General features: G+C 45.5%; 23 protein-coding genes. 10 read left to right on the top strand and 13 right to left on the bottom strand.

The features are described from left to right. Positions 1 to 115: 115 nt before the first annotated feature. A complete protein-coding gene (gene ilvC, locus QUA27_RS02730; protein ID WP_333040067.1) occupies positions 116 to 1,165 on the bottom strand; it encodes a ketol-acid reductoisomerase in 1,050 nt (349 codons plus the stop codon). 309 nt (positions 1,166 to 1,474) lie between these two features. Here ilvC and gloA2 point away from each other — a divergent pair, with 309 nt between their 5' ends. Continuing rightward, positions 1,475 to 1,861, top strand: a complete 387-nt coding sequence (gloA2, locus tag QUA27_RS02725) for an SMU1112c/YaeR family gloxylase I-like metalloprotein (RefSeq protein ID WP_333066191.1) — start codon at positions 1,475 to 1,477, stop codon at positions 1,859 to 1,861. 43 nt (positions 1,862 to 1,904) lie between these two features. After that, the gene (locus QUA27_RS02720; RefSeq protein ID WP_333066189.1) at positions 1,905 to 3,197 is read left to right on the top strand and encodes an endonuclease/exonuclease/phosphatase family protein; all 1,293 of its coding nucleotides are present in this window, start codon (positions 1,905 to 1,907) and stop codon (positions 3,195 to 3,197) included. 131 nt (positions 3,198 to 3,328) lie between these two features. Here QUA27_RS02720 and QUA27_RS27265 read toward each other — a convergent pair whose 3' ends face one another. The 3 genes from QUA27_RS27265 to QUA27_RS02705 form a co-directional block, all read right to left on the bottom strand. After that, a complete protein-coding gene (locus QUA27_RS27265; RefSeq protein WP_445251465.1) occupies positions 3,329 to 3,412 on the bottom strand; it encodes a hypothetical protein in 84 nt (27 codons plus the stop codon). Positions 3,413 to 3,960: 548 nt separating this feature from the next. Then, positions 3,961 to 4,509, bottom strand: a complete 549-nt coding sequence (locus QUA27_RS02710; protein ID WP_333066187.1) for a DoxX family protein — start codon at positions 4,507 to 4,509, stop codon at positions 3,961 to 3,963. Positions 4,510 to 4,608: 99 nt separating this feature from the next. After that, positions 4,609 to 5,511 carry an SMP-30/gluconolactonase/LRE family protein gene (locus QUA27_RS02705; protein ID WP_333066186.1) on the bottom strand — a complete coding sequence of 301 codons (903 nt, stop codon included), beginning with the start codon at positions 5,509 to 5,511 and terminating at the stop codon, positions 4,609 to 4,611. Between the two features lie 264 nt (positions 5,512 to 5,775). On the opposite strand from QUA27_RS02705, the gene QUA27_RS02700 reads away from it, so the two are divergent. The 7 genes from QUA27_RS02700 to QUA27_RS02670 all read left to right on the top strand — a co-directional run bounded on the left by QUA27_RS02700 (position 5,776) and on the right by QUA27_RS02670 (position 11,552). Then, entirely contained in the window at positions 5,776 to 6,924 is a 1,149-nt protein-coding gene (locus QUA27_RS02700; protein WP_333066185.1) for an L-dopachrome tautomerase-related protein, read from the top strand. A 62-nt stretch (positions 6,925 to 6,986) separates the two neighbouring features. Then, entirely contained in the window at positions 6,987 to 7,418 is a 432-nt protein-coding gene (locus QUA27_RS02695; RefSeq protein ID WP_333066184.1) for a fasciclin domain-containing protein, read from the top strand. A 45-nt stretch (positions 7,419 to 7,463) separates the two neighbouring features. Continuing rightward, positions 7,464 to 9,041: a GMC oxidoreductase gene (locus QUA27_RS02690; RefSeq protein ID WP_333066183.1), complete on the top strand. Its 1,578-nt coding sequence runs from the start codon at positions 7,464 to 7,466 to the stop codon at positions 9,039 to 9,041. A gap of 43 nt (positions 9,042 to 9,084) precedes the next feature. Further along, complete coding sequence (locus tag QUA27_RS02685; RefSeq protein WP_333066182.1) at positions 9,085 to 9,588, top strand: DUF1622 domain-containing protein; 504 nt, start codon at positions 9,085 to 9,087, stop codon at positions 9,586 to 9,588. 251 nt (positions 9,589 to 9,839) lie between these two features. Beyond that, entirely contained in the window at positions 9,840 to 11,000 is a 1,161-nt protein-coding gene (locus QUA27_RS02680) for an RNA-guided endonuclease TnpB family protein (RefSeq protein WP_333066180.1), read from the top strand. Next, positions 10,997 to 11,176: a hypothetical protein gene (locus tag QUA27_RS02675; RefSeq protein WP_333066178.1), complete on the top strand. Its 180-nt coding sequence runs from the start codon at positions 10,997 to 10,999 to the stop codon at positions 11,174 to 11,176. The genes QUA27_RS02680 and QUA27_RS02675 overlap by 4 nt, the downstream gene beginning before the upstream one ends. Before the next feature lie 28 nt (positions 11,177 to 11,204). After that, complete coding sequence (locus QUA27_RS02670; RefSeq protein ID WP_333066177.1) at positions 11,205 to 11,552, top strand: colicin V family bacteriocin; 348 nt, start codon at positions 11,205 to 11,207, stop codon at positions 11,550 to 11,552. A 21-nt stretch (positions 11,553 to 11,573) separates the two neighbouring features. On the opposite strand, the gene QUA27_RS02665 is transcribed toward QUA27_RS02670, so the two are convergent. The 7 genes from QUA27_RS02665 to QUA27_RS02635 all read right to left on the bottom strand — a co-directional run bounded on the left by QUA27_RS02665 (position 11,574) and on the right by QUA27_RS02635 (position 19,858). Continuing rightward, the gene (locus QUA27_RS02665) at positions 11,574 to 12,182 is read right to left on the bottom strand and encodes a cytochrome c oxidase subunit 3 (protein ID WP_333066176.1); all 609 of its coding nucleotides are present in this window, start codon (positions 12,180 to 12,182) and stop codon (positions 11,574 to 11,576) included. A 142-nt stretch (positions 12,183 to 12,324) separates the two neighbouring features. Continuing rightward, positions 12,325 to 13,998, bottom strand: coding sequence for a cytochrome c oxidase subunit I (gene ctaD / locus QUA27_RS02660; protein WP_333066175.1), 1,674 nt, complete (start codon positions 13,996 to 13,998; stop codon positions 12,325 to 12,327). A 56-nt stretch (positions 13,999 to 14,054) separates the two neighbouring features. Next, positions 14,055 to 14,972, bottom strand: a complete 918-nt coding sequence (locus tag QUA27_RS02655; protein WP_333066173.1) for a cytochrome c oxidase subunit II — start codon at positions 14,970 to 14,972, stop codon at positions 14,055 to 14,057. 66 nt (positions 14,973 to 15,038) lie between these two features. After that, positions 15,039 to 15,656: a DUF2231 domain-containing protein gene (locus QUA27_RS02650; RefSeq protein ID WP_333066172.1), complete on the bottom strand. Its 618-nt coding sequence runs from the start codon at positions 15,654 to 15,656 to the stop codon at positions 15,039 to 15,041. Then, positions 15,653 to 16,147, bottom strand: coding sequence for a DUF2231 domain-containing protein (locus tag QUA27_RS02645; protein WP_333066170.1), 495 nt, complete (start codon positions 16,145 to 16,147; stop codon positions 15,653 to 15,655). Before QUA27_RS02645 ends, QUA27_RS02650 begins: the two co-directional genes overlap by 4 nt. 228 nt (positions 16,148 to 16,375) lie before the next feature. Next, complete coding sequence (locus QUA27_RS02640) at positions 16,376 to 19,006, bottom strand: MGH1-like glycoside hydrolase domain-containing protein (protein WP_333066168.1); 2,631 nt, start codon at positions 19,004 to 19,006, stop codon at positions 16,376 to 16,378. 39 nt (positions 19,007 to 19,045) lie between these two features. Further along, positions 19,046 to 19,858 carry an SDR family oxidoreductase gene (locus QUA27_RS02635; protein ID WP_333066165.1) on the bottom strand — a complete coding sequence of 271 codons (813 nt, stop codon included), beginning with the start codon at positions 19,856 to 19,858 and terminating at the stop codon, positions 19,046 to 19,048. Positions 19,859 to 20,333: 475 nt separating this feature from the next. Between QUA27_RS02635 and QUA27_RS02630 the strand changes: the two genes are divergently transcribed. Beyond that, positions 20,334 to 21,695, top strand: coding sequence for an NAD(P)/FAD-dependent oxidoreductase (locus QUA27_RS02630; RefSeq protein WP_333066164.1), 1,362 nt, complete (start codon positions 20,334 to 20,336; stop codon positions 21,693 to 21,695). Positions 21,696 to 21,734: 39 nt separating this feature from the next. Here the strand turns inward: QUA27_RS02630 and QUA27_RS02625 are convergent, their stop codons facing one another. Continuing rightward, a complete protein-coding gene (locus QUA27_RS02625; protein WP_333066162.1) occupies positions 21,735 to 22,721 on the bottom strand; it encodes a VOC family protein in 987 nt (328 codons plus the stop codon). Positions 22,722 to 22,866: 145 nt separating this feature from the next. Beyond that, positions 22,867 to 23,931, bottom strand: a complete 1,065-nt coding sequence (locus QUA27_RS02620; protein ID WP_333066161.1) for an aldo/keto reductase — start codon at positions 23,929 to 23,931, stop codon at positions 22,867 to 22,869. Positions 23,932 to 24,123: the final 192 nt, after the last annotated feature.

Here is a 24,123-nt window from a genome sequence, read left to right as displayed (position 1 = left end):
TTTCCTCAAAGCAGTAAGGTGTGCATTGCACACCCTACAGATAGAGGTTATGCCTCCAGGACTGTTTTAGATTGGTTTTCCCATCTAAAATCTAAAATCTAAAATCTAAAATTGATTAGGCGTGCTTTTTCAACCAGCTAAACATAGCTCGCAAATCTTTACCAACTTCTTCAATAGGATGTTCTGCTTCCTGACGGCGCATGGAGGTAAAGCCCGGTTTGCCGGCTTGGTTTTCGAGCACGAATTCGCGGGCAAATTGGCCGGATTGAATTTCGCTGAGAATTTTCCGCATTTCGGCGCGGGTTTGATCCGTGACGATGCGGGGGCCGCGAGTTAAATCGCCGTATTCTGCGGTATTGGAAATGCTGTCGCGCATTTTGGCGAGGCCTCCTTCTACTACTAAGTCAACGATAAGTTTAACTTCGTGCAAACATTCAAAATAAGCTAATTCCGGTTGGTATCCGGCGTCAACTAAAGTTTCAAATCCAGCTTTAATTAAGGCGCTCAAACCGCCGCACAAAACTACTTGTTCGCCAAAAAGATCCGTTTCTGTTTCTTCGCGGAAAGTAGTTTCCAGAATGCCAGCTCTGGTGCCGCCGATACCTTTAGCATAGGCCATTGCCCGATCGCGCGCTTGACCGGAAGCATCTTGATATACTGCAAACAAACTCGGAACGCCTTCCCCTTGTTCGTAAGTCCGCCGCACCAAGTGTCCGGGGCCTTTGGGGGCAACCATTACTACGTCTACATTGGCAGGGGGAACAACTTGGCCGAAGTGAATGTTAAAACCGTGAGCAAATGCTAAAACATTTCCTTCAGAAAGGTTCGGTTCGATTTGTTCTTTGTAAATAGTTTTTTGAACTTCATCGGGCAATAAAATCATGATGAAGTCAGCGGCGGCGGCTGCTTTGTCTACCGGGTGAACTGTTAAACCCGCATCGGTTGCTTTGGCTGCCGATTTGCTACCGGGATACAAACCAACAACGACATTCATGCCGCTGTCTTTGAGGTTGAGGGCGTGGGCGTGTCCTTGGGAACCGTAGCCGATGATAGCAATCGTTTTGTTGGCTAAGAGGTCTAGGTTCGCGTCGGTGTCGTAATACATACGGGCCATAGTGCTTGTTTCCTGAGATGCAAATTGAGTGATTGACTGCAAAACTCTCATTTTATCAAAGTAGGGTACTTTTTTTACATAATTTTTTCGATTAAGATTTGTGCGGGGGAAAATAAAGACCGATCGCGCTGAATTTAGCAGCGTTTTTCGCCGAGTCTGCGATCGTCAAATATAATTGTTAATAGCGTGCTGTGCATTTGAAAAAACCTCACATTTTCGACGATTCTCAAGAACAGGATTTCTAGCCTGTTCCCCAAGAAAATTCACTCTTTGTGGAACAGGCCAGAAATCCTGTTCATAAAAAGCTTATTGAGAATGGTGCAACATCTCAGAAAAACGCAACTAACTAACTTTTTTGAAATGAAAATAAAAGCAATACATCATGTGGCAATTATTTGCTCTGATTACCAAGCCTCGAAAAATTTTTATGTAGAAGTATTGGGATGTTCCATTATCAAAGAAACTTTCCGAACCCAGAGGAATTCTTACAAACTAGATTTGCGAGTCGGAAACGGCGACACCATTGAGCTTTTCTCATTTCCCCATCCTCCTGAAAGAATTAACAATCCTGAAGCTTGCGGTTTGAGACATTTAGCTTTTGCAGTTGATGACATCGAAGAATCAGTTGCATACTTAAAATCTCAACGAGTAGAAGTAGAAGAAATTCGCCTTGACGAGATTACAGAAAAACGGTTTACATTTTTTCGAGATCCCGACAAGTTACCCTTAGAAATTTATGAAATTTAAAGCAACCGCCCAATCTAAAAAAGGTTAGCAGAGAAGATAAACAATGGACTCTATCATCAGAAACACAATCACCGTAGGATTGCCTACTTTAATGCTATTTATCGCCATATTAGCTACAGGAAAAACAGGTGATGCCGCCGTTTGGTCGGGTTTGGTCAAAGTCGGCGGTTCCTTTGGTATGCTGATCGGCTTAGGTGTGTTGGTATTTGTAGGATTTGTTGCCAATTCGTTTAGTTATTTTGTGATAGATAGCTTGCTGGTGAGATTTTATCAAAAGCGGCGAGAGTTGGAACAGGAAGAACAACTGGTAAGAGAAATTGATAAATTGCCGATTACTAACGACCTTAAAATCAAGCTTAAATGGGCGGTGATACACAGCATTCCCAACAAAAACCTTAGTTTAAAACACATAATTTTAAAATGGTTTATTATCGCAGCAACTGTAAATGTCGTACTGTCAATAGTCGGTTATTTAGGACAATTCAACATTTTTTGGGAATTGAGTTCTCATTTTAAACTACAATACTTGGTGGTTGGTTTCTCTACTTTTATATTTTTCGCTCTCGTGCGCTCAAAAAAAATATGGTTGCTGGTGAGCGCATTTTGCATTATCATTAATTTGGCCGAAATTGTGCCTTGGTATTTTCCAGCGCCAGCAGTTGCCGCAGTAACTCCCGGACACAACTTGCGGATTTTGCATTCAAATGTTTTAAGGAGTAATCGGCGATATTCTGAGGTGATCTCGCTGGTTAAAGCAGAACAACCTGATATCGCGGTTTTTGTAGAAGTCAACTCAACTTGGGCAAAAGAATTATCGGTTTTAAGCGAGATTTTTCCTTACTCTTCTACCCAGCAAGAATCTGAGAGATTTGGCAGTGCAATATACAGCAAGCTGCCTTTAGAAAATTCCTCTGTTAAAGCTTTTTCAAATCGAAGAAAGAGCTTGTCGGCGGAGGTTAAATTTCAAGGTAAAATCATTTCTCTGATTCTTGCTCATCCGACTGTGCCAGTCAAACAGGAGAGTTTTATCGATCGCAACCGACAGCTAGCCGGCATCGGCGAGTATGCCGCCCAAGTAAAAAATCCGCTAATTGTGGTTGGAGATTTCAATACCACAATGTGGTCGCCGTTCTACAAAAATATGGTAAAAACCGGAAACCTGCGAAATGCGCGATCGGGGTTTGGCATTTTACCGACTTGGCCGACTTTTATGCCGCTAGCTTATATTCCGATAGATCACTTTCTAGTCAGCAAAGAAATTGGTGTTTTAAAGATTCGTACTGGCCGAAATGTCGGTTCGGATCATTTGCCATTAATTACAGATTTGGTCATTTGAAGGCAGGATGCTATATTTTATCATAACTTATTGATTAACTAGGCTCTTGATTAGTTGATAGGCAAAACTAACAATTAAAGTGCCCAGTAAGCAAAGATTTAACGAGAGTAGTTTTCAAATTTTCTTCAACCCTAACCAAAACGTTTTATTAACTTGAGTTTGTTGTTGATACCCTCAACAACAACAGTTGTATTCCTATTATCAAAATAAGCCATAATCTCATCAAGTCAACGGATAATAGTGTTCCGGCTGTCAGGAAAATATTTTTTTGCTCTCAAGCGTAATTCTCCAGGTTTACATAGTCCCTCTCTCCAATTGATTCCCCGCTCAATAGTTTCTCTAAAGTTTTCTTTTAATTCAGGCATGATATTGAGATCGAAATATATATTTATTACTCGAATTATTTTCTTTAATTGGAATTTTTATTCCTTCTTCGACAAAATCATTGAGTTTAATTACATCTATTAATACAGCACAGTAATTACATTGGCTTTTAATTAAGGCTATTTCATCATTTTTTAGTTATTTAATTAATGATTGATGGTTTTGATGATAATACTTCTTTGGAGGCGTGTTTTAAGATTCTTTCTATCCTGGCAAGAACTTGATTCAGTCTTTTATATATTTGTTAATCTTTATTTGCTCAGGTTACTATTTATTTAGCAGAGTCAGCCTCGCTTTAGGCCAAAACTGCGATCGCACAATAGGTAAAGAGCGATCGCAAAATGCAAATAGTCGAAGCTAACGGGCTGCCAAGAATAATTTACTCTCTAAAAATTAAAGCATCCAGCGAATATGCACCAGGTCCTAAAACCGCGATCGCAATCAGCATCAAGCAGTACATAAACGCTTTTTCCCAGCTTGGCGGTTCGCCCTTGCCATTGGGCCCTTCATACTGCCCTTCAGGAATTAAATACGGATCGCTGGCAACAAAAGGCAACCGTTTGGATATATCTAAATAGATAGCGAATAGCATTGAACCGATAATCGGCAGACTTGCCAATAGTGTGAGAAATCCCAGAATCAGGCAAACTCCGCCAGCTAACATGGAAGCTGCTGAGAGAAAGCACAGAAACAGCGGCATTTTTAGAGCATCAGACCACTCTCGAAGATGTGTTACTTTTGGGTAGCCGTGCAGCAGGAATAAGCCGCCGACACCCACTCTCAACAATAAAAGTGCCCAGCCGGGAAGGTCTGCCAGAAAGATGGGATTGAGTGAACTAAGCAGTTTGAAACTTAGTTCTGGCAGATGAGGTGAAACTTGAGCGAATAAAAGCGCGATCGCCACGCCAAGAGCAAATTTATAAATCATTTTGTCATTTCCAATCTATTGAGATATTCCAAACTGGACATGATGAAACGTCAAGTACAGATTCGTAAATAGTCGGCTATACAGCCTTTTGCCTTCTACTTACTGCACCCCGCGAGTGTTGAGATCGATCGCATACAAAGAGGTGCCAGCCGCAATCAAAAGGCGATCGCGCTGGGCTCCCCCAAAAGTCAGGTTAGCGCACGTCTCCGGTAGCGGAATTTTGCCCAAGCGAGTACCGTCGGGCGCGTACACTTGCACGCTATCTTTGGAACTGGTAAAGATATTGCCGTGTTCGTCCGTTCGCAACCCGTCGGGTTCACCAGGATCTATGACTGCGAACACGCGGCCATTGTGTACATCGCGATCGCCTACAACATCATAGGCGCGGATGTGGTGATACCCCTGGGGCATATTGAAAGCGGAACTATCCGACACATACAAGATGCTTTCGTCTGGATTGAAGGCGAGACCGTTGGGGCGCAACATATCCGTCACCACCGCATCGATCGCACCCGTCGCCGGATCGAAGCGGTACACAAAACATCCAGGCTGTTCCTGTTCGCCGCCGTATCCCTGGTTTGGCTGCGTGAGGCCGTAGGGGGGGTCAGTAAACCAGATCGTGCCGTCACTCTTCACTACCAGGTCATTCGGGCTGTTGAGGCGCTTGCCTTGATAGCGATCGACTAACACCTGCCATTCGCCGCTGTGTTCGCGCCGGACGATCGCGCGCAAACCCGACGAACACGAGACAAGGCGACCTTCGCGATCGCGGTAATTGCCACCTTGATAGTCGGACGGGTCGCGCAAAACGCTCACTCCCTCACTGGGACTCCAGCGCAGCAAGCGGTTGCCGTGAGCGTCACTCCACACCACGCTATCATCTTCATGGAAATAAACCGGGCCTTCGCTCCAGACTGCACCACTGGCAACCTTCTGGAGTGAAGCACCAGGACGCAGGAGCGATTTCATGCGATCGTCATAAATATTGATACCTTCAAGCATTAGTATTTTCTACCATTTTAAAGGTCATTTATATCCTGAAACCATGATTAGTCAAATACAAATCAGTCTTTAGATATAAATCTCACTTAAGCCATTAGATAGATATTAAAATTCGATCTACAATGTTAACTTAAACCGAGCAAAATATCCAAAAAAGTTGTTGTGCTTTGTTAACTACATAGCAGCCTAGACCTTTTTTAGATATAATTAAAATCTAAATTTCTGCTTCTTTAAATCATTCATAATCTCAATAGGATTAGTGCAATGGCGAACTTGGTCGCAACCGAACCTTTGGCCGCTATGCCTTCATTGCCTGCTGACAAATCCGCTGGCAATCTAGAGCTAATAACGCTATTCGATGGTGCCATGCCCATCGGTGTTGCGGTATCCAAGCAAGGGCGAATTTTCATCAGTTACCCCCGTCTGGTTGACGATGTAGAATTCACCGTTGCGGAACTCAAACAGCCGCAAGAAAAAAACGGCAATCCCGTTCCCTATCCCAATGCAGAAATCCACAAGTTAGATTCAGCTTCGCCCTCAGAACGGTTGCTTTGTGTACAAGGCATGACCATCGACGCGCGCGATCGCCTTTGGCTGTTAGACCACGCAAAAATCAAACAAAATTCAGTTCCTCCCGGCGGCCCGAAACTGGTGGGAATTGACCTGGAAAGCGATCGCATTGTCAAAAAAATTCTCTTTCCCGAATCCGTCGCCTCTGCCAGTTCTACCCTCAATGATGTGCGCGTCGATCTGCGCTGGGGAGAAGAAGGAATTGCCTTTATTACCGACTCATCGGAAGAAGGGCCTAACGGCATTGTTGTCGTAGATTTAGCCTCTGGAAACAGTTGGCGCAAACTCAATGACCATCCTTCAACTAAACCAATTCCAGGCTTTTTGCCAGTAGTCGAAGGTCAACCGATGATGGTGCGCCACCCAGGCCAACCGCCCAAACACATTCACACCGGTAGCGATGGCATTGCCCTCAGCGGTGACGGTCAAAGACTGTTCTATTGTCCCCTGGCAAGTCGGCACCTTTACAGCGTCAGCATTGAAGCATTAGTTAATCAAAATCTACCTGATGAAGAGGTTGCCGCCACAGTCATAGATCACGGTGAAAAAGGCGCTTCCGGTGGCATGGTTTCCGATGCAAAAAATCGCCTTTACGTGACGAACTACGAAAACAATTCGATTTTGCGCCGCCTACCGGATGGTACGTTGGAAACAGTCGCACACGATGCGCGAATGCTTTGGCCGAATTGCCTTTTTGTTGCCCAAGATGGCTATCTCTACTTTACTGTAGATCAGTGGAATAGGAACCCCAGCTATCATAATGGGCAAGACTTTCGCGAGAAACCTTACAGCCTATTTCGCATCCGAATTGATGCAGGGCAAGTCTTGCTAGAGCGCCACTAAAATCACGTTGGTAATTTCAAGTTTAACTGTAAAACTCCCTGTAAATATTAAGGAGATTGACAATGCCTGACGTTGTAGATACTGCAATCAATGCCGGTACTTTCGCTACTTTAGTAACAGCTCTCAATGTTGCTGGCTTAGCAGAGGGTTTAAAAGCAGAAGGCCCGTTTACCGTCTTTGCACCAACTGATGAAGCGTTTTCTAAACTGCCATCGGGAACTGTAGAAGCTTTGCTAGAAAATATCCCGGATCTAATTAAAGTTTTAACCTACCATGTCATTCCCGACCAAAAAATCACAGCAGCAGAAATTGGCAAAACTGATTCTGTCACCACCTCCGAAGGTTCAACGCTCAAGATTAATACCTCTGATGGAGTTAAGGTAAACGATGCTAAGGTAGTCACGCCAGATGTGGAAGCAGATAACGGTGTAATTCACATCATTGATACTGTTTTGATTCCTGAATCTCTGGGTAAGATTGAACCCGTGAGCTAAGGTAAAATTATTCTCAAACCAGCACAATTTGGCAAAAAGTTGGCAATGGTAAATCCTGCGAATCACTACGATATCATCATTATTGGCACCGGTGCGGGTGGAGGTACGCTCGCTCACCGTCTCGCACCTACTGGTAAAAAGATTTTAGTGCTAGAACGAGGCGACTTTTTGCCCAGGGAAAAAGCTAATTGGAGTGCGCTAGAAGTTTATCAAAAAGAGCGCTATCACACGGACGAGCGCTGGTACGACAGGGAAGGTAAGGAGTTTAGACCCCAGACAGGCTATTGGGTTGGCGGCAATACAAAAGTTTATGGTGCGGCTCTTTTGCGGCTTCGAGAACGAGATTTTGAGCGCGTAATTCATAAGGGAGGAATTTCTCCAGAATGGCCGCTCAAATACGCAGATTTTGAGCAATATTACACGCAAGCAGAAGCACTCTATGACGTTCATGGAGAGCGAGGAACCGATCCAACGGAACCGCCGTGCAGCCAACCTTATCCTTATCCTGCTGTCAGCCACGAACCTGATATACAGGCGATCGCAAATGATATTCGAGAACTTGGCTACAATCCGTTTAATTTGCCATTAGGATTAAAGCTGAATGAAGGCGATCGCACAAAAAGCCCTTGCATTCGCTGCGATACATTTGACGGCTATCCTTGTTTAGTAGGCGCGAAAGCCGATGCGGATGTGAATGCAATTAGTCCTACCCGCGAAAAGTATGCCAATTTTACCCTAATAACTAATGCAAAAGTCCTGCGACTGCATACCAGCAAGTCAGGGCGAGAGGTGACGGGGGTAGAAACAGAAATTTTAGGGGAGCGGCAGCAGTTTACAGGCGATATTGTGGTGGTTTCCTGCGGTGCGATTAATTCGGCTGTCTTGTTATTGCAATCTGCTAACGAACAGCACCCCAATGGATTAGCAAATAGTTCCGATATGGTGGGGCGGAATTTGATGAAACATCTGGCAACCGCTCTAGTTTCCATGCACCTAGAAGTGAATCAAGCTAGCTTTCAAAAAACAATTGCTGTCAACGATTATTATTGGGGAGAGCCGGATTTTCCTTACCCAATGGGCATGGTACAAAATACTGGCAATGTGTTAGCTGATATGCTGCCGGCTGAGGCTCCTGCGCTCATGGCTCCGTTGGTAAAATTGATTCCTGAATATGAGCGGCATTTGATTGCTGAGCGCTCAGTTGGTTGGTGGTTGCAGACAGAAGATTTGCCCGATCCAAATAATCGCGTGCGGGTGGCGGGCGACAAGATTAACCTCGATTATACGCCGAACAATACCGAAGCAGGCGATCGCCTAATTCACCGCTGGACATCTGTACTCAAATCCCTAAACCGTTGTTGTGCCAAGCACGTCATTCCCTTTAGCCTGTATCCCCGTGCCCAGATGCCGGTACAATCAGTTGGTCATCAATGCGGTACTTGTCGGTTTGGCACAGACTCCAAAACCTCAGTCCTTGACCTGAATTGCCGCACCCATGATGTTGATAATCTCTACGTTGTGGATGGCAGTTTTTTCCCGTCCAATTCAGGCGTTAACCCGACGCTGACAATTATGGCAAATGCGCTGCGCGTTGGCGATCGCCTAGCGCAAAAACTGAAGTAGCAACGGGCAGATTCGTTGTTTATGGCGAGATAACTAACAGTTAATGAAACAAGAGCTTTTCATCGAATCACTCATCAACCTGTTATTGCCTCTGGGCCTGATTTTTGGGCTGGTACTTCTGTTGAGCCTCAATGTTGGATCAGGGGCGCCAGTAGAAAGTGCAGCTATTCCTTTGGAGTCCTGGCTCAAGCTAATCGTGGGCTATTTGGCAGCAGGAGCAGAAATTGCGGCTGCAATTGTCATTGGCCTGGGTATCATTCGGGGAATTTGGGAGTATCTGCATCAGTTGTTATTGCGTTCGAGATACCATGTAGATGCAACTGAAGGTATTCGTCTGAAACTGGGACGAGTGCTGGCATTGGGGCTGGAATTTACCGTAGCGAGTGATATCCTGCGTACCGCAGTTGCACCAACCCGCCAGGATATTTTGAATTTAGGGGCGATCGTTCTGCTGCGAACGCTGTTGAACTATTTCTTAGAGCGTGAGATCAGGCAGGGAGAGCAGCGCCGTGTCAATGAGAAGAGCGCCATCGCAAAGGAAGCATGAGTGGAAATCGTTCCAGCTTAAAACCAATAGAAGGTGCAAATCGATCCATAAGGCGCAGGTTAACTCTCAAGGGTGAGCTCGCATTGGCGGTAGCACCCACTGCAATTGTGTTGGGCGTATTCGCTTTGGTCGAAGTGCTAAGTCGCCAACGCCTTTTATCGAAAAATTGGGTTTAAAACCTCCCCCTTCTAGGGGGACTTTACTTTTGTTTCACTTTATGTTACCATAGCAAGTATAGTTTGGTAAGTACAATGTTAAAAGCCTGCAAGTACAGAATCTATCCGACTCAAGAGCAATCTATATTGCTTGCTAAGTCGTTTGGATGTGTACGGTGGTTTTACAATTTTGCGCTTAACCTAACCAGTGAAACTTACAAAGCAACAGGTAAGGGTTTAAGTCGAAACGACATCATTAATTTGTTACCTTCGCTGAAAAAAGAATATGAATGGTTAACAGAACCACCTTCACAATGTTTACAGCAAGTAGCATTGGATTTGTCGAGTGGTTTTTTGAACTTTTTTGAGAAACGGGCTAAATACCCAAATTTCAAGAAAAAGGGACAAAAGCAATCTATCCGATTCCCACAAGGAATTAAATTAGATGGCGACTATCTCACGTTGCCAAAACTAGGTAAGGTTTACTGCAAAGTATCTCGATTGCTCGAAGGAAAGTTAAAATCTGTTACCGTATCGCTAAATCCCTCAGGTGAATACTACGCCGCTTGTCTCTACGATGATGGTAAAGATAAGCCTGTTTCATCGTCAGAGGGAAAAGCTATTGGTGTAGACATGGGGATAAATCATTATGCAATTACGTCCGACGGGACTAAGCATGGCAACCCCAAATATTACCGTAAATATGAAGTTAAACTAGCCAAGAGACAAAAGCAACTTAGGCTCAAACAAAAAGGGTCGAGCAATCGTAACAAAGCACGGATTAAAGTTGCTAAAGTGCATGAAAAAATCACCAGATGTCGTGAAGATTTTCTCCAAAAACTAAGTCGTAAATTAGTTGACGAAAACCAAGTCATAGTTGTAGAAAATCTGGCAGTTAGAAACATGGTAAAAAATTCCAAACTAGCTAAATCAATCAGTGATGCTGGATGGGGTCAATTTTGCACCATGTTGAAGTACAAGTCAGAGTGGGAGGGAAGAATCTACATCGAAATCGATAGATTTTTTCCCAGTTCAAAAACTTGTAGTAACTGCTTACATCAACTAGATAACCTGAGTTTAGATATTCGTAGCTGGCAATGTCCCAAATGTCAAACGATACATGACAGAGACATTAACGCCGCCATGAATATCCGCGAGGAAGGTTTACGACTTTTGGCGGGAGGGCATCTCGCTAACGCTTCTGGACAACGTGTAAGACCATCTAAAGGCACTGCTTTTAGAGGCAACGTTGGATGAAGGAAGAATCTCCGCCGTTTTACGGCGGGGAGTTGTCAATTGCCTCCCTTGCTTCTAGTGCGTTTCTAATTTACCTAGATCCCCAGCACGGTACGAACACTATGCGAAGGCTGAGCCTTGCTCAAATAATGGCAGCAACAATTGGCTGGATTGCGTACATGATTTCCAAAATCTAAAGTTCCAAGTTTTAAGGAGGTTACGACGATGAATGACAAGCAGCAATCTGAATCTGACGACAAACATCTCAACGATCGTCAAAAGAATCCCGATAATCATCCGATCGCCACAGGATTGGGCGCAGTCGGCGGCAGTGTAGCCGGTGCAGCCATTGGTAATTCTGTTGGGGGAAAGGTTGGTGCTGCCATTGGTAGCATTGCAGGAGCGATCGCGGGCGGGATTGCCGGCAATGCGGTGGCTGATGTTGCTTCAGAGGCGATCGCCGAAATTCAGCCTGCGAGCGGGTTAGGCTTAGGCGCTAATGCTAAGCCAGTTGAATTGCCCAAACATTACAATTGGGAAGAATTACAAGCACTATCAAAACCGCAAGGGTAGGGTTTGGGCAAAGAAATAGAACTACCACAGATAAACCAGCGAGAACAAAACAATCCAAATCACATCAACGAAGTGCCAAAACAAAGAAGCTGCACTCACGCCGAAGTGACCGGCATTGTAATTGCCCGGAATGAAAGAACGGACAAGCATAATTAGCTGCAAAATAATCCCGACAAAAACGTGCAAACCGTGAAACCCCGTCAGCAGATAAAATGTCGCGCCAAATAACCCCGTCGTCAGCCCAAAAGATAGGTGGTTCCACTCGATCGCCTGATTAACTAAAAAGTAAGTTCCCATCAAGGATGCCAGCAGCCAAAGCAAGCGAAATTGCGCCAGTTTCCGGCGCTCGAGGGCGCGTTCTGCAAAGTAAATGACAAAACTGCTGGAAACCAGTACCGCCGTGCTAATCGCAGGTTTAAGCACCTCTAATTTCGGAACACCTGGAGGCAGCCAGTTAGGAGTTGTCTGCCGCAAGATGATGTAGGCGGCGAAAAAACTGAGGAAGACCATGCTCTCCGAAAGCAAGAACGCGGTAAAGCCAAACATCGCGTTTCCGTGCTCTTGAGAATTTTGCTTGCTTCCTTTGGGCGAGGAGTGGCGCGATCGCCCTGAATGCGTAGGATTTGCCATAAGTGAAGAAAGAAGAAATCATCAGTCATTGGTCATCAGTCATCAGGAAGAAAATACCTCTAGCATTCAATCGATCTCAATTCTTGAAATTATCTGCGTTAATCTGTGTTTATCTGCCTGACATCAGCGGTTGAAATTGCAGCTATTCTTGAGCAGAAGCCTGGGCGATCGGATCTGGAGAATCGACGTAGTGGTAAGGCGGCAAAGTCACAACCGGAATCTGGGCAAAATTCTCAACAGGCGGCGGCGAAGAAACCGTCCACTCCAACCCCGTAGCGTGCCAAGGATTATTAGTGGCTTTCGGGCCCTGCAACGCGGAAACCACCATATTGACGATAAAAGGCAGCGTCGCCACCCCCAGCAGAAATCCCCCCAAACTGGCAATGACGTTCAACCCTTGGTATTGCGGGTCATAGGAAGCCACTCGGCGTACCATCCCTTGCAAGCCCAACGGGTGCATCGGAAAGAAAGTGAGATTAGCCCCGATAAAAGTCAGCCAGAAGTGGATTTTACCCCAGCCCTCGGCATACATCCGCCCCGTCATCTTGGGAAACCAGTAGTAAATTGCTCCAAAAATCGCAATTGTTACAGTGTTGAAGACAATGTAGTGGAAGTGGCCGACTACGAAATAGGTGTTATTTACGTGCAGGTCAAACGGCACTGCCCCCAGCATGACACCAGTGATGCCACCGAAAAGAAACATCACCACACCTCCCAAGGCAAACAACATCGGCGTTTCTAGGTGCAGCTTTCCGCCCCAGACAGTAGCAGTCCAAGCGAATACCTTGACACCAGTCGGTACGGCCACCAACATCGTGGAGAACATGAACAACATCCGCATCCAGCCAGGAGTGCCGCTGGCAAACAGGTGGTGTACCCAGACGAATATGCTGACTACAGAAATGGCAAAGGATGCGATCGCGACTGATTTATAGCCAAACAAAGGGTTGCGGGAAAAAGCCGGCAGTATCTCCGAGAAGATGCCAAAGGCAGGCAGCGCCATCACGTAAACTGCTGGATGTGAGTAAAACCAGAATAAGTGCTGATAAAGAATCGGACTGCCATCGTTAAAGGGATCGAAAAAGGTCGTCCCCAGCGCCAAATCGAACAACAGCAGCACCGCAGCCGCAGTGAGGGCAGGCAGGCAAAAAAGTTGCAGCAACTGAGCACTCAAAACCGTCCAGACGAAGATGGGCATCCGAAACCACGTCATGCCCGGTGCCCGCATCCTGAGTATCGTCGTCACGAAGTTAACTCCCCCCATAATCGAGGAGATGCCCAGCAGCGCGATACTCACAAGCCAGATCAGTTGACCGTTGATTAAATGACCCGACGGGTTCTGGATACTAACCGGCGGGTAAGACCACCAGCCAGCCTGGGCGGTACCGCTGGGCAGCAAAAAGCTCGACAGCAGTAGCAAGCCCGCCGGGGGAACTATCCAGAAGGAGATGGCATTGAGGAGAGGAAACGCCATGTCCCGCGCCCCAATCATCAGCGGTATCAGATAGTTAGCTAAACCCACCAGACACGGGAACACCCACAGGAAGATCATCATCGTGCCGTGCATCGTGAACAAGCCATTGTAGAGAGGGCGATCGACTAGATTTAATTGCGGTTGGATCAGTTCGGCGCGAATAATCATCGAGAATAAACCCGCGATCAGGAAGAAGATAAAGGCAGTGATTAGGTATTGAATGCCGATAACTTTGTGATCTTTACTGAATCTGAGGTAGCGCCCCCAAGCAATCGGATTTTCAGTGCGATCGCTTTCAGAATTATTACCACCGGCAATGTTTTCAATCGAGTTATTGGTCATCTGTCAGTTGTTAATTATTAATAAACAGGAAATTTTGTTTTTTGCCGATGCTGCGATCAGTTGGGATGATTTACAACAGGAGGCTGAGCCGGCAAAACAGTCGGCCAGAAACTACCTCTGGCTTTCTGGACTTGATTTGTGTGTTCAGAAAGCGCCTGATTGCTTGCAGGAGTTGGCGATTGTGCCGCAGCTTGGGCCAGCCAGCGATCGTAAGCTTCCGGGGATTCAACGTACACATCCGCCTCCATCAATGCAAAGTAAGTGCCGCTGAATTGAGAATCCCTCAACCGATATTTGCCTTCTCGGATCGGCGCGAACACAAAGTTAAGAGTGCGGTTAGGGATAATGTCCTGCTTGATGCGGAACTCAGGAACATAAAAACCGTGAAGAACATCCTGGGATTGCAAGGTCAGCCGCACATTTTGATTGACGGGGAGGTGCAATTCTGTACTGGTAACATTCCGGCGCGGATAGCGGAAAGACCAAGACCACTGTTTAGAAATTACCTCAATTTCTTCACTAACTGGTTTTGAATTGTTGTTGTTTTCACTGGGTTTATTGGCGGCATACACAGGTTCTTCTAGAGGCAGGTGCAAGTGTGCGATCGGTGTCAAACCCTGGATGTTGATTTGCTGATAAATGATGTAGCTTTGAGTGGCGATCCAAGATACTAACATCACCGGAAGTACTGTCCAAAGGATCTCAATTTTCCAATTTCCCCTCGCTGGATGCCCATGACTGAAGTCTCCTTTCGGTGCTCGGCAAGTGAGGATCGAATATAGGATAATGCCCACAATTCCCACAAAAATAAACGCTCCGATCGACACCAGGAAGCTAAACAGATTGTCAACTTGTTTTGCTTCTGCTGTTCCCTGACTGGGCATCCAAGAATAGGCCTGCTGTCCCACCCAGTGGCTGGCGACCATATCCACCGCGATCGCAATAGCTAATAGCAAGGCCTTAAAAACTTTCATCAGAAAAACGGGTAGAAACCTTAAAGATGCGTATTCTAACTGAAAACAGTTAATTTGTTTACCTATTTACTTGAGCGCAGAACTAGGATTCCCCCCCTGTCGGAGCAAACCCGCAGCGGTATTGTGAATCCCAAACTGAGCTCCCATGTGTGCTCCCAGCGTCCCGTGAACGAATAGGAAACCCAGCATGACCACGCCTGCTAGCAAATAGCTCCACTGTACTTGCCTGGTGGCTTCTTGGCGCCAGCGGTAGCGCTGAAACCCCCTCCACACAGTCATGGCAACGATCGCCCCCAACAGCAAAACTCCGCCCAAACCGTGCAAGATCATCGTCGGCGCTGCTCCCAATCCCCACGCGCTCTTGACATTCGCTGGCGGATCTGCGAGCATAATCTCGAAAAAGCCCGCTGCTACAGTAAAAAATGTGACGATCGCACTGGCGACCAAATTGTACCAGCCCACATCATAAAAGCTTGATCGGATTGCAGGGAGAGCCAAAAATTTCAAGATTGGTCTTTCTAAGGGAAAAAGATTTCCTGCTATATCAAATAAGATCGCAATGATAAACAAACCCAGCGTGAAATGCACAAAATTCGGATGAATTGGCACTTCGTAGGGTAGTCTATTTGCACCTAGCTTGAACCCCAACTGATCGACAAGTTGCTGCACAAGTTGGGAGTTCATTGTAAAATTCCTCTTTTCGTCGCTTCAACGATCGGTTCTACGTGCAACCCGTACACCCAAACCAGCCGAGTTCCCAAATATGTTTGGAAGAAAACCAAGCAGCTCAAAAATGTTGCCGCACCCAGATAAGCAGCCGGTACTTTTAATGGGTCGCGCCTGCGAATTACGAAACGCCAACCCGCAATGGCGGCAAGGATTGCCGCCAGTGACCAGCCAGTAATTGTGTGCAAATCTAGTACAGGCTTAGCTACCTCATAAGGTTGTGCCAAACCAGCTTCAAATTGACCGAAAATGACAGCTATAAAGATGGAAACCGCGGCGACAAACAAATTCCAAAAACTCACCTCAAACAAGCGGTGATTGCTGGTAAAATAGCCAGTAACGTCGCAGAAAAACGAGAAAAACACCATCGCAATTACAAAGTGAACAATAATCGGATGGATCGGATCCGGGTAAGGTAGATTTTCGCTATTTAGAGGTAGAGCAGGCATTACTTTTTCCTTACGGCATCAAGGCGTTACGGTTACTTTATATAGCCACGGCAAAATTTAGTTCATCTTGCTAATAACTATTCGCTGAGAATTGCCACTTTGATATCTATCTAAAGATTGATTCAGTGCGTCTAAATCATTCATGCAATTGTACCGCGAACAAGATGGTCACACTACGATGCACACAACTCATTGAGACCTGCTATATAAAACAAAATTGTATCAGTTTCATGGCTTTTCACTCACTTGCTGAATCAGTTTTGCTACCAGTGCAGTCCATCCCGTCTGGTGGGACGCGCCCAATCCTGCACCATTGTCGCCGTGAAAGTATTCGTGAAACAAAATCAGATCGTGCCAGTGAGGATCGTTTTGAAACTTTTCCAAACCGCAATAAACAGGTCTTTTACCATCTTTACCTCTCATAAAAATGCTGTTTAGCCGCTGCTCTAGTTGCAAGGCAACTTCCCATAAATTCAGCATAACTCCAGAACCCGTAGGAAATTCTACTTTGAAATCATCGCCGAAATAATGGTAGTATTTTTGCAACGATTCAATTAATAAGAAATTTAACGGAAACCAGATCGGGCCGCGCCAGTTAGAATTGCCACCAAATTGCTCTGTCGTAGACTCAGCAGGCTCATAGTCTACCTGATATTTAGTGCCATCCCACTCAAAGATAAACGGATGTTCTAAGTGATAGCGAGAGAGGGAGCGGATGCCGTAGGGCGAGAGAAATTCGTTTTCATCAAGCAGCCTTTTGAGGACGCGCTGCAATGCTTCGGGGGTGGTAATTGAAAGCAGCCGCCGCTGACCCACTCCTTTAATTTCCATACTAGCAATATTCTTGGCGAGTTCGGGGCGGTTCTTGAAAAACCAATCGATTTGCTCTTTAAATCCGGGCACTGTTTCTAATAAGTCAGCTTCCAGAGTATCGACAGCAAATAGCAGCGTCATCCCTACCATTGAACGGACTTTTAGCAAGCAACATTGACCGTTAGGCTGGGACAGAGCATCGTAGTAAAATCCATCTTCATCGTCCCATAAAGCAATTTGTTCTGGGCCGACATGGTTAACAGCATCAGCTATATAGAGGAAGTGTTCAAAAAATTTGAGCGCCATATCCGAGTAAACTCGATCTTCCCTGGCAAGTTCTAAGGCGATCGCTAACATATTCAGTGCAAACATTCCCATCCAAGCAGTCCCGTCTGCTTGTTCTAAATAGCCGCCAGTTGGCAAGGGTTTGCTGCGGTCAAATACCCCAATATTATCTAAACCTAAAAAGCCGCCTTGAAAGAGGTTTGCACCTTGAGGATCTTTGCGGTTTACCCACCAAATAAAATTGAGCAGCAGTCTGTGAAACATCCGTTCGAGGAAGTCGCGATCGCCTTTACCTACTCGCTTTTGTTCAATTTTATAAACTCGCCAGGCGGCCCAAGCTTGCACGGGTGGGTTGACATCTCCAAATGCCCATTCATAAGCTGGAATTTGACCATTTGGGTGCATATACCACTCGCGAGTTAGCAGTAGCAATTGCCGCTTGGCAAAATCAGCATCAATTAAGGCCATCGGAATGCAGTGAAATGCCAAATCCCAGGCCGCAAACCAAGGATATTCCCATTTATCGGGCATGGAAATGACTTCTTCTGCATATAAATTTCGCCAGTCAGCATTGCGACTATTAAAACGCTGAGCTGAGGGTGTGGGTTCTGCGCGATCGCCATGCAACCAAGTGCGGACATCGTAGGCATAAAACTGTTTAGTCCACAATAATCCCGCAAAGGCTTGACGCTGTACGTTGCGGACATCTTCATCAAGATTTGGAGTCAGCGACTCGTAAAATTCATCGGCTTCTTTTTGCCTTTGAATGAATGTGTCTGCAAACTCTTGGCTAAAAGGATTCTCGGTGTAAGAATCCGTAAATCTGAGTTGGATAACTGCCGTTTCTCCTCGACCGATTTCTAGGTGATAGTGCGCGGCCGCTTTCGTGCCAATCTGAGCGGGATTGACAGCATCTTTGCGATTGTGAACGATCAATTCGTGGAAAGCATCTTTAACATACGGTGAGGTATTGGCGACACTGTAGAGACGCTGTAGATTAGTCTCATTTTCTGTAAATAACAGGGGGGGACGACCTTGACAAAACAGCCAGCGATCGCCATATTTTTGATGGTGAGCTTTAATAATTCCATCGGCTACTTGAGAAACCTGCGCTTGTTTTTCGCTACCCGTCCATGACCAAGTATTGCGAAACCATAAAGTCGGCAATAAGTTAAGGGTTGCTGTTTCCGAACTTCGGTTAGTGGCGCTGATGCGGATGCAAATATCTTCTGGGGAGGCTTTGGCATATTCAGCAACGATATCGAAGTAGCGATCGCCCTCAAAAATTCCTGTATCCAGCAACTCAAATTCAGGTTGAGATTTGTCGCGCCTCGCATTTTCCTCAACCAACAAAGTATAAGGATATTCTTGCTGGGGATATTTGTACAGCCAGCGCATATAAGAATGAGTTGGCGTATTGTCTAAATAAAAGTAGTATTCTTTGACATCCTCTCCGTGATTTCCTTGACTGTTCGTAAGCCCAAAAAAACGCTCTTTCAAAATGGGATCTTTGCCGTTCCACAGTGCTAGGGCGAAACAAATTTGACCGTGGCGATCGCAAAATCCCCCTAACCCGTCTTCACCCCATCGGTAGGCACGCGATCGCGCCATATCGTGAGGGAAATACTCCCAAGCCGTACCGTAGGGCGAATAATCTTCGCGGACTGTTCCCCACTGGCGATCGCTTAAATAAGAGCCCCAGCGGTTCCAATGGGCTTTCATTTCAGCATTTTCTTGAATTCGTTTCTGTTCAGCATCCATTTAACTGATCCCACCCAATTTCAGATTCCAGAATCTCGATTAGCCACCTGTGGCAAAGCCTGGATACAATGTCATCCCGCCATCCACAAACAACGTCGCACCGCAAACATAATCCGAGTCATCAGAAGCCAGCCAAACAGCAGTTTTAGCGATATCTTCTACTTCCCCTACTCGACCGTAAGGAATCAGTTTTAATAACTTTGCTTCGGCTTCTGGCGTCTCCCATGCTGATTTATTGATGGGGGTTTTGATAGCCCCTGGCGCAATACTATTGACTCGGATTCTATGGGGTGCGAGTTCTTGAGCCATACTCCGCATCATCATATTAATACCGCCTTTACTAGCAGCATAGTTGACGTGACCCGCCCAAGGAATTACCTCATGTACTGAACTCATGCAAATAATTTTCCCAGCAGCCGATGAAATATGGGGTTGTACGCCCCGCCGCATAAATTCTTTGGCAGCTTCGCGGGCACATAAAAACTGTCCCGTTAGGTTCACTCCAATCACCATGTTCCAGTGATCGATTGTCATATCTACTAAGGACGAATCTTTTTGCAGACCTGCGTTATTAACCAAGATGTCGATCGTACCAAATTCCTTGAACATCTGGCTGAACATAGTTTTAACTTCATCTTCTTTGCTGACATCGGCACCAAGAGCGATCGCTTCTGTGCCCGCAGCTTTAATGTCGGCCACAATTTTCTGCGCCGCTTCAGCTTCCGAGTGGTAATTGACTGCAACAGATGCACCGGCAGCAGCTAGAGAACGAGCGATCGCTTCGCCGATACCAGAACTTGCGCCCGTTACGAGAGCTTTTTGGCCTTTCAGAAGCTCAGGGGAAAAGCTCATAATTTTTTCTCCGTCATTTTTTTTATTTATTTTACACTTCTAGAGATTTTACTTGTCAAGTTGATAACAAGTTTGTGTCAAAGTTGTGACCAATGTAGCTAATATACATTTATTTAGTTCAAACTCTTGCTAATTATACCGTCTAGTCATTTGGCAAAAAAATATATTTCTATCTTAAGAAGTATATTTGTTAAATTTATCTCTTTCTTAAGACAGATGCTTCTGAATAATCATTACCTCTACGTTAAAATTAGTTATAATTTAGTTGCCTTTTTGTATAATTGAGGAATAAATAGTAAGGGTGTTAAAATAAAAATTTTCTGTCAAAAGACGGTTTTTATCCGACTTTATAAAACAGCTTGTCAGGCGGAAAAATTTTGTTTTAAAAGCACTAAATTGGTTAACAGATTCCTCCGTTTTTACCGAAACTACAATTTTATTACGTCAAGAATTATCAAGCTTAACGAACAGTATTATGAACAACACAATCTATCAAACTGTAATTGTAGGTGGCGGCTTTGCGGGGCTATTTACAGCTTTGCACTTGAGCCATCAACACTATCCCCGTTCTGTAATTTTGATAGAAAAAGAGGATCGCTTTTGCTTTAAGCCGTTACTTTATGAATATTTTAGCGGGGAGATGGGTGCAGAAGAAGTTTGGCCGCGCTATGATGAATTGCTAAAAGGTAGCGGTGTCATCTTTGTTAAAGATGCCGTTCAATCCATTGATTTGCACGAGCGCGAAGTGAAAGTAACATCAGGGGATTCTTACAATTACAGCAATTTAGTTTTAGCTTTAGGCAGCGTTACAGGATATTTTGGTATAGAGGGAGCTCAAGAAAATGCGTTCCCTTTCCGTACCGGAGAAGATGCGATCGCCATTGATAAACACCTACGCGATTGCTTCCAGCAAGCTCTTCAGATTCCAGATGCAGAACAGCGTCGCAAATTCCTGACAGTCACCGTAGTAGGTGCTGGAGCTTCCGGTGTGGAAATGGCAGGTACATTAGGCGATTTACTACCTAATTGGTTTGCTGCAATGGGTGGCAATTCAGCAGAAGTACGGGTCGTTTTACTCAATCACGGCAAGGAAATTCTTGACAACGATATTAATAGTCACCTCCGCGAAACTGCGAAAAATGCTCTGCAAAAGCGCACTGTACCCGTAGAATTTATGATGGAGGCAAAAGCGACTGCTATTCGCGTCAACGAAGTTGAATATCAGCGCCACGAACAGAGAGAAACCTTACCTACATCAACAGTAATTTGGACGACAGGGACTAACATTAACTCGCTTATTAAAGGTTTAGCAATTTCTGAGGAAAGCCGAGACAAACACGGCAATCCTTTAGTGAACGCTACACTACAACTGCTAGATTTTCCAGAAGTTTTTGCAGCCGGTGATTGTGCAACAGTTCAAGGCAATTCTTTACCTGCCACCGCTCAAGTTGCTTATCAGCAGGGAGCTGCAATTGCTCACAATTTGAAAGCTCTCGCTTTAGGAAATAGCCTAAAACCTGCTGAAGTTAACCTGCGAGGAACGCTGCTCAAACTTGGGATAGAAGAAAGCGTGGCTAACATTTACAATAGCTTTGAAGTTGCCGGCGAAGTCGGTCACTTAATCCGCCAAGGTACTTATTTAGAGTTATTACCTACTCCAATTCATAATTTTAAAGTAACAAGGGAATGGTTAAAAGATGAAATTTTTGAGCAGCAGTTGCACCCGATTCAAACTGGGGAGGTTATTAAATGGGTCGGCGGTGCAGTAGTCGGTCTTGTCGTCGCTAGAAAATTGATGCAAATGTTAGGAGATAACAAAGACAAGACAGATATTTAGGGGCTCAAGTTCAGAAAATTTGGGAAAAAATCTAATTTGTCAGTCGTGATTATAAGTGCCATAATTGGCTACTTGGGATGTCAGTAAGATTGCGTGTCCGTTAGGATCTTTGACCAGAAAACATTGGCGATAAGAACTGGAATTATCTGAGAAATGCACAAGTCCAGGCGAGACAAACTCAACCCCATTTTGTCGCAACTTTTCCAATAGTTGCTCGAGATCGTTAACAATTAGTTCCACTTGCATATGGGCAATATCGCAACTTTTCCAATCCCTCGGTATGGGGCGGCCTTTTGGAGTAACTAGATAGTCTAATAGTTCAATTCCTAAACCGCCTTGAATCGGTCGTAGTGCGGTAATTTTGACTTTAGCTTCTGGCAAATTATCGAGGCGAACTTGCGTTTCCCCTTGGTTGAGGCTGCCTCCATCAACTTGCATTCCCAGTAAGTCGCGGTAAAACTTGAGACTTTGCTCGGTGTTGCTAATCGCGATCGCGCTGTGATCGATTCCTAAAAAGGAGCGATCGCGCTTTTGATGCCACTTGTCTTGTCCTTTGTCGGGAGGAAACCAAATTAGCTCTAAATTGTGGCCGTCAATGTCTTTAAATTTAAAAGCTCGCACGCCAGCAGCTTCTTTATTTTCAGGCGGTATTGTCTGCGGTTCAGTGGAGATGGGGTCAATGGGAAAAGAACACAGGTGTGCATAGGCGCGATCGATGTCACTGACCACAATTGCCAGGTGTTGAAACCACAAATCATTACTTTGGGAGTCTTTTGGGATGGGTTTTCCCTCAACGTTAAGATACTCCATCAGCTCAATCAGTTCATTTCCAAGCTGCAAAGTAACAATGCGGATTTTTGCCCCATCAACGCCTTCGAGATAGCTGTAATTTTGCCCTTCAACCGTAATATCCGAAACAGGTTCAAACGAGAGGGCTTTCGTATAGAAATTCTTGGAGCGATCGGCATCTGTCACAGTCAATCCAATGGCTCGGATTTTTTGCACTTGGATAGGAGCCTTATTCATAAACTTTGTAGTGCTTTATCTAAATTTTAGGCAGCCCCGATCGCAGCCAGATGCGAAAAAAATTGGGGAAGATTTCCCAAGTGCTCGCCACTAGGCTGCGTTTGCTCGGCCTCAAGTCTAGATGTGCTGATGAATACAAAAGCACTTATCCTAGCCACGATGGGTTCATTGCGGTACTGTCAAATTGGTTGCTAGTTTTATACAGTTCGTATTGCCCTTTTGCCGCCGCCTCGCGAGTGCGATTCATCATCGCGGCAACTTGTGCTCGATCCATCGGCTTAAACGTGCGAGCGGCCTCAAACGCTTGATCGAGGAGTTGCATGCTATCAATGCCAGTAATCACAACTGAAGTAGGCAGATTCATCGCATAGTGGAGACATTCGATCGGGGTGACAGTATTGCTTCTAAGCACGTACGAGTCGCCCATAGATTTCATCCCCAATACACCGATTTGGTTCTTCACCAACACGGGTAGAACTTGTTGCTCAAAACTTCTAAAATGACCATCCATCACATTCAGCGGCATCTGTACCGCGTCGAAACGAAAATTGTTTTGAGCGGCAAGTTCCAGCATTCGCAGGTGAACTAAAGGGTCTTTGTGTCCCGTAAACCCGATGTAGCGAATCTTGCCCGCTTTCTGCGCTTCCACCAGAGCCTCCATTGCCCCGCCGGGAGCAAAGATGCGATCGGGGTCTTCCATCCGAATAACTTCATGATGCTGCATCAGGTCGATGCGATCGGTCTGCAACGCCTTCAACGACTCGTCAATCTGCATCATGGCAGCACCCTTGGTGCGACCGTCGATCTTGGTCATCAAAAAAACCTTTTGTCGGTAGCCATCCTTGAGCGCTGCACCCATCCAGCGGTGGCTGCGCCCGTTGTGATAGTCCCAGGAATTGTCCATGAAATTGATGCCGCGGTCGATCGCACTGCGAATGAGCTTAATACTTTCTTGCTCCTCTCGAAGCCGTCCGATATGGTGTCCCCCCAAGCCAATGGCAGACACTCGCTCTCCCGTGCGTCCCAGCGTCCTGTAACTCATCTGGCCGCTTTGAGTCTGACCTTGGGCAACTTCACTTTGAGAAGTGGCTTGGGTCGGTTCATCTTGAGCTAACAAAGGTTTGAAAAACCCTTCGGAAGCAGCGAGTCCTGCTGCAACCAAACCCGAAGCAGAAGTTACTTTTAACAAATCGCGTCTGCTGATACCCATAAATGTCTCCTTTAAGAAATAACTAGGACTTACTCACAGTATTAGAGGAACAGATGCAAAAAACCTCTATCAAAGTAGGTCACAGAAATAATCCTAAAGAGCTAGAAGCAATTTTTTCTCTAACCTTGGTCGGAGGTGCTTGAGTTATCCAACTGTCTAAAGGAATAAATCACTGCTAAGTCTCCATGTGTT

Origin of the sequence: Microcoleus harperi Pol14_C6 (assembly GCF_036701295.1) — a bacterium.
In the GTDB taxonomy this organism is placed as follows: Bacteria; Cyanobacteriota; Cyanobacteriia; order Cyanobacteriales; family Microcoleaceae; genus Microcoleus.
Note: the sequence above shows the minus strand (reverse complement) of the source record. Positions and strands in the feature narration are given on the sequence as shown.

Excerpts from the sequence above, each read along its gene's own strand:
- ilvC (WP_333040067.1), bottom strand. The coding sequence starts at position 1,165 with ATGAGAGTTTTGCAGTCAATCACTCAATTTGCATCTCAGGAAACAAGC.
- gloA2 (WP_333066191.1), top strand. The coding sequence starts at position 1,475 with ATGAAAATAAAAGCAATACATCATGTGGCAATTATTTGCTCTGATTAC.
- QUA27_RS02720 (WP_333066189.1), top strand. The coding sequence starts at position 1,905 with ATGGACTCTATCATCAGAAACACAATCACCGTAGGATTGCCTACTTTA.
- QUA27_RS27265 (WP_445251465.1), bottom strand. The coding sequence starts at position 3,412 with ATGGCTTATTTTGATAATAGGAATACAACTGTTGTTGTTGAGGGTATC.
- QUA27_RS02710 (WP_333066187.1), bottom strand. The coding sequence starts at position 4,509 with ATGATTTATAAATTTGCTCTTGGCGTGGCGATCGCGCTTTTATTCGCT.
- QUA27_RS02705 (WP_333066186.1), bottom strand. The coding sequence starts at position 5,511 with ATGCTTGAAGGTATCAATATTTATGACGATCGCATGAAATCGCTCCTG.
- QUA27_RS02700 (WP_333066185.1), top strand. The coding sequence starts at position 5,776 with ATGGCGAACTTGGTCGCAACCGAACCTTTGGCCGCTATGCCTTCATTG.
- QUA27_RS02695 (WP_333066184.1), top strand. The coding sequence starts at position 6,987 with ATGCCTGACGTTGTAGATACTGCAATCAATGCCGGTACTTTCGCTACT.
- QUA27_RS02690 (WP_333066183.1), top strand. The coding sequence starts at position 7,464 with ATGGTAAATCCTGCGAATCACTACGATATCATCATTATTGGCACCGGT.
- QUA27_RS02685 (WP_333066182.1), top strand. The coding sequence starts at position 9,085 with ATGAAACAAGAGCTTTTCATCGAATCACTCATCAACCTGTTATTGCCT.
- QUA27_RS02680 (WP_333066180.1), top strand. The coding sequence starts at position 9,840 with ATGTTAAAAGCCTGCAAGTACAGAATCTATCCGACTCAAGAGCAATCT.
- QUA27_RS02675 (WP_333066178.1), top strand. The coding sequence starts at position 10,997 with ATGAAGGAAGAATCTCCGCCGTTTTACGGCGGGGAGTTGTCAATTGCC.
- QUA27_RS02670 (WP_333066177.1), top strand. The coding sequence starts at position 11,205 with ATGAATGACAAGCAGCAATCTGAATCTGACGACAAACATCTCAACGAT.
- QUA27_RS02665 (WP_333066176.1), bottom strand. The coding sequence starts at position 12,182 with ATGGCAAATCCTACGCATTCAGGGCGATCGCGCCACTCCTCGCCCAAA.
- ctaD (WP_333066175.1), bottom strand. The coding sequence starts at position 13,998 with ATGACCAATAACTCGATTGAAAACATTGCCGGTGGTAATAATTCTGAA.
- QUA27_RS02655 (WP_333066173.1), bottom strand. The coding sequence starts at position 14,972 with ATGAAAGTTTTTAAGGCCTTGCTATTAGCTATTGCGATCGCGGTGGAT.
- QUA27_RS02650 (WP_333066172.1), bottom strand. The coding sequence starts at position 15,656 with ATGAACTCCCAACTTGTGCAGCAACTTGTCGATCAGTTGGGGTTCAAG.
- QUA27_RS02645 (WP_333066170.1), bottom strand. The coding sequence starts at position 16,147 with ATGCCTGCTCTACCTCTAAATAGCGAAAATCTACCTTACCCGGATCCG.
- QUA27_RS02640 (WP_333066168.1), bottom strand. The coding sequence starts at position 19,006 with ATGGATGCTGAACAGAAACGAATTCAAGAAAATGCTGAAATGAAAGCC.
- QUA27_RS02635 (WP_333066165.1), bottom strand. The coding sequence starts at position 19,858 with ATGAGCTTTTCCCCTGAGCTTCTGAAAGGCCAAAAAGCTCTCGTAACG.
- QUA27_RS02630 (WP_333066164.1), top strand. The coding sequence starts at position 20,334 with ATGAACAACACAATCTATCAAACTGTAATTGTAGGTGGCGGCTTTGCG.
- QUA27_RS02625 (WP_333066162.1), bottom strand. The coding sequence starts at position 22,721 with ATGAATAAGGCTCCTATCCAAGTGCAAAAAATCCGAGCCATTGGATTG.
- QUA27_RS02620 (WP_333066161.1), bottom strand. The coding sequence starts at position 23,931 with ATGGGTATCAGCAGACGCGATTTGTTAAAAGTAACTTCTGCTTCGGGT.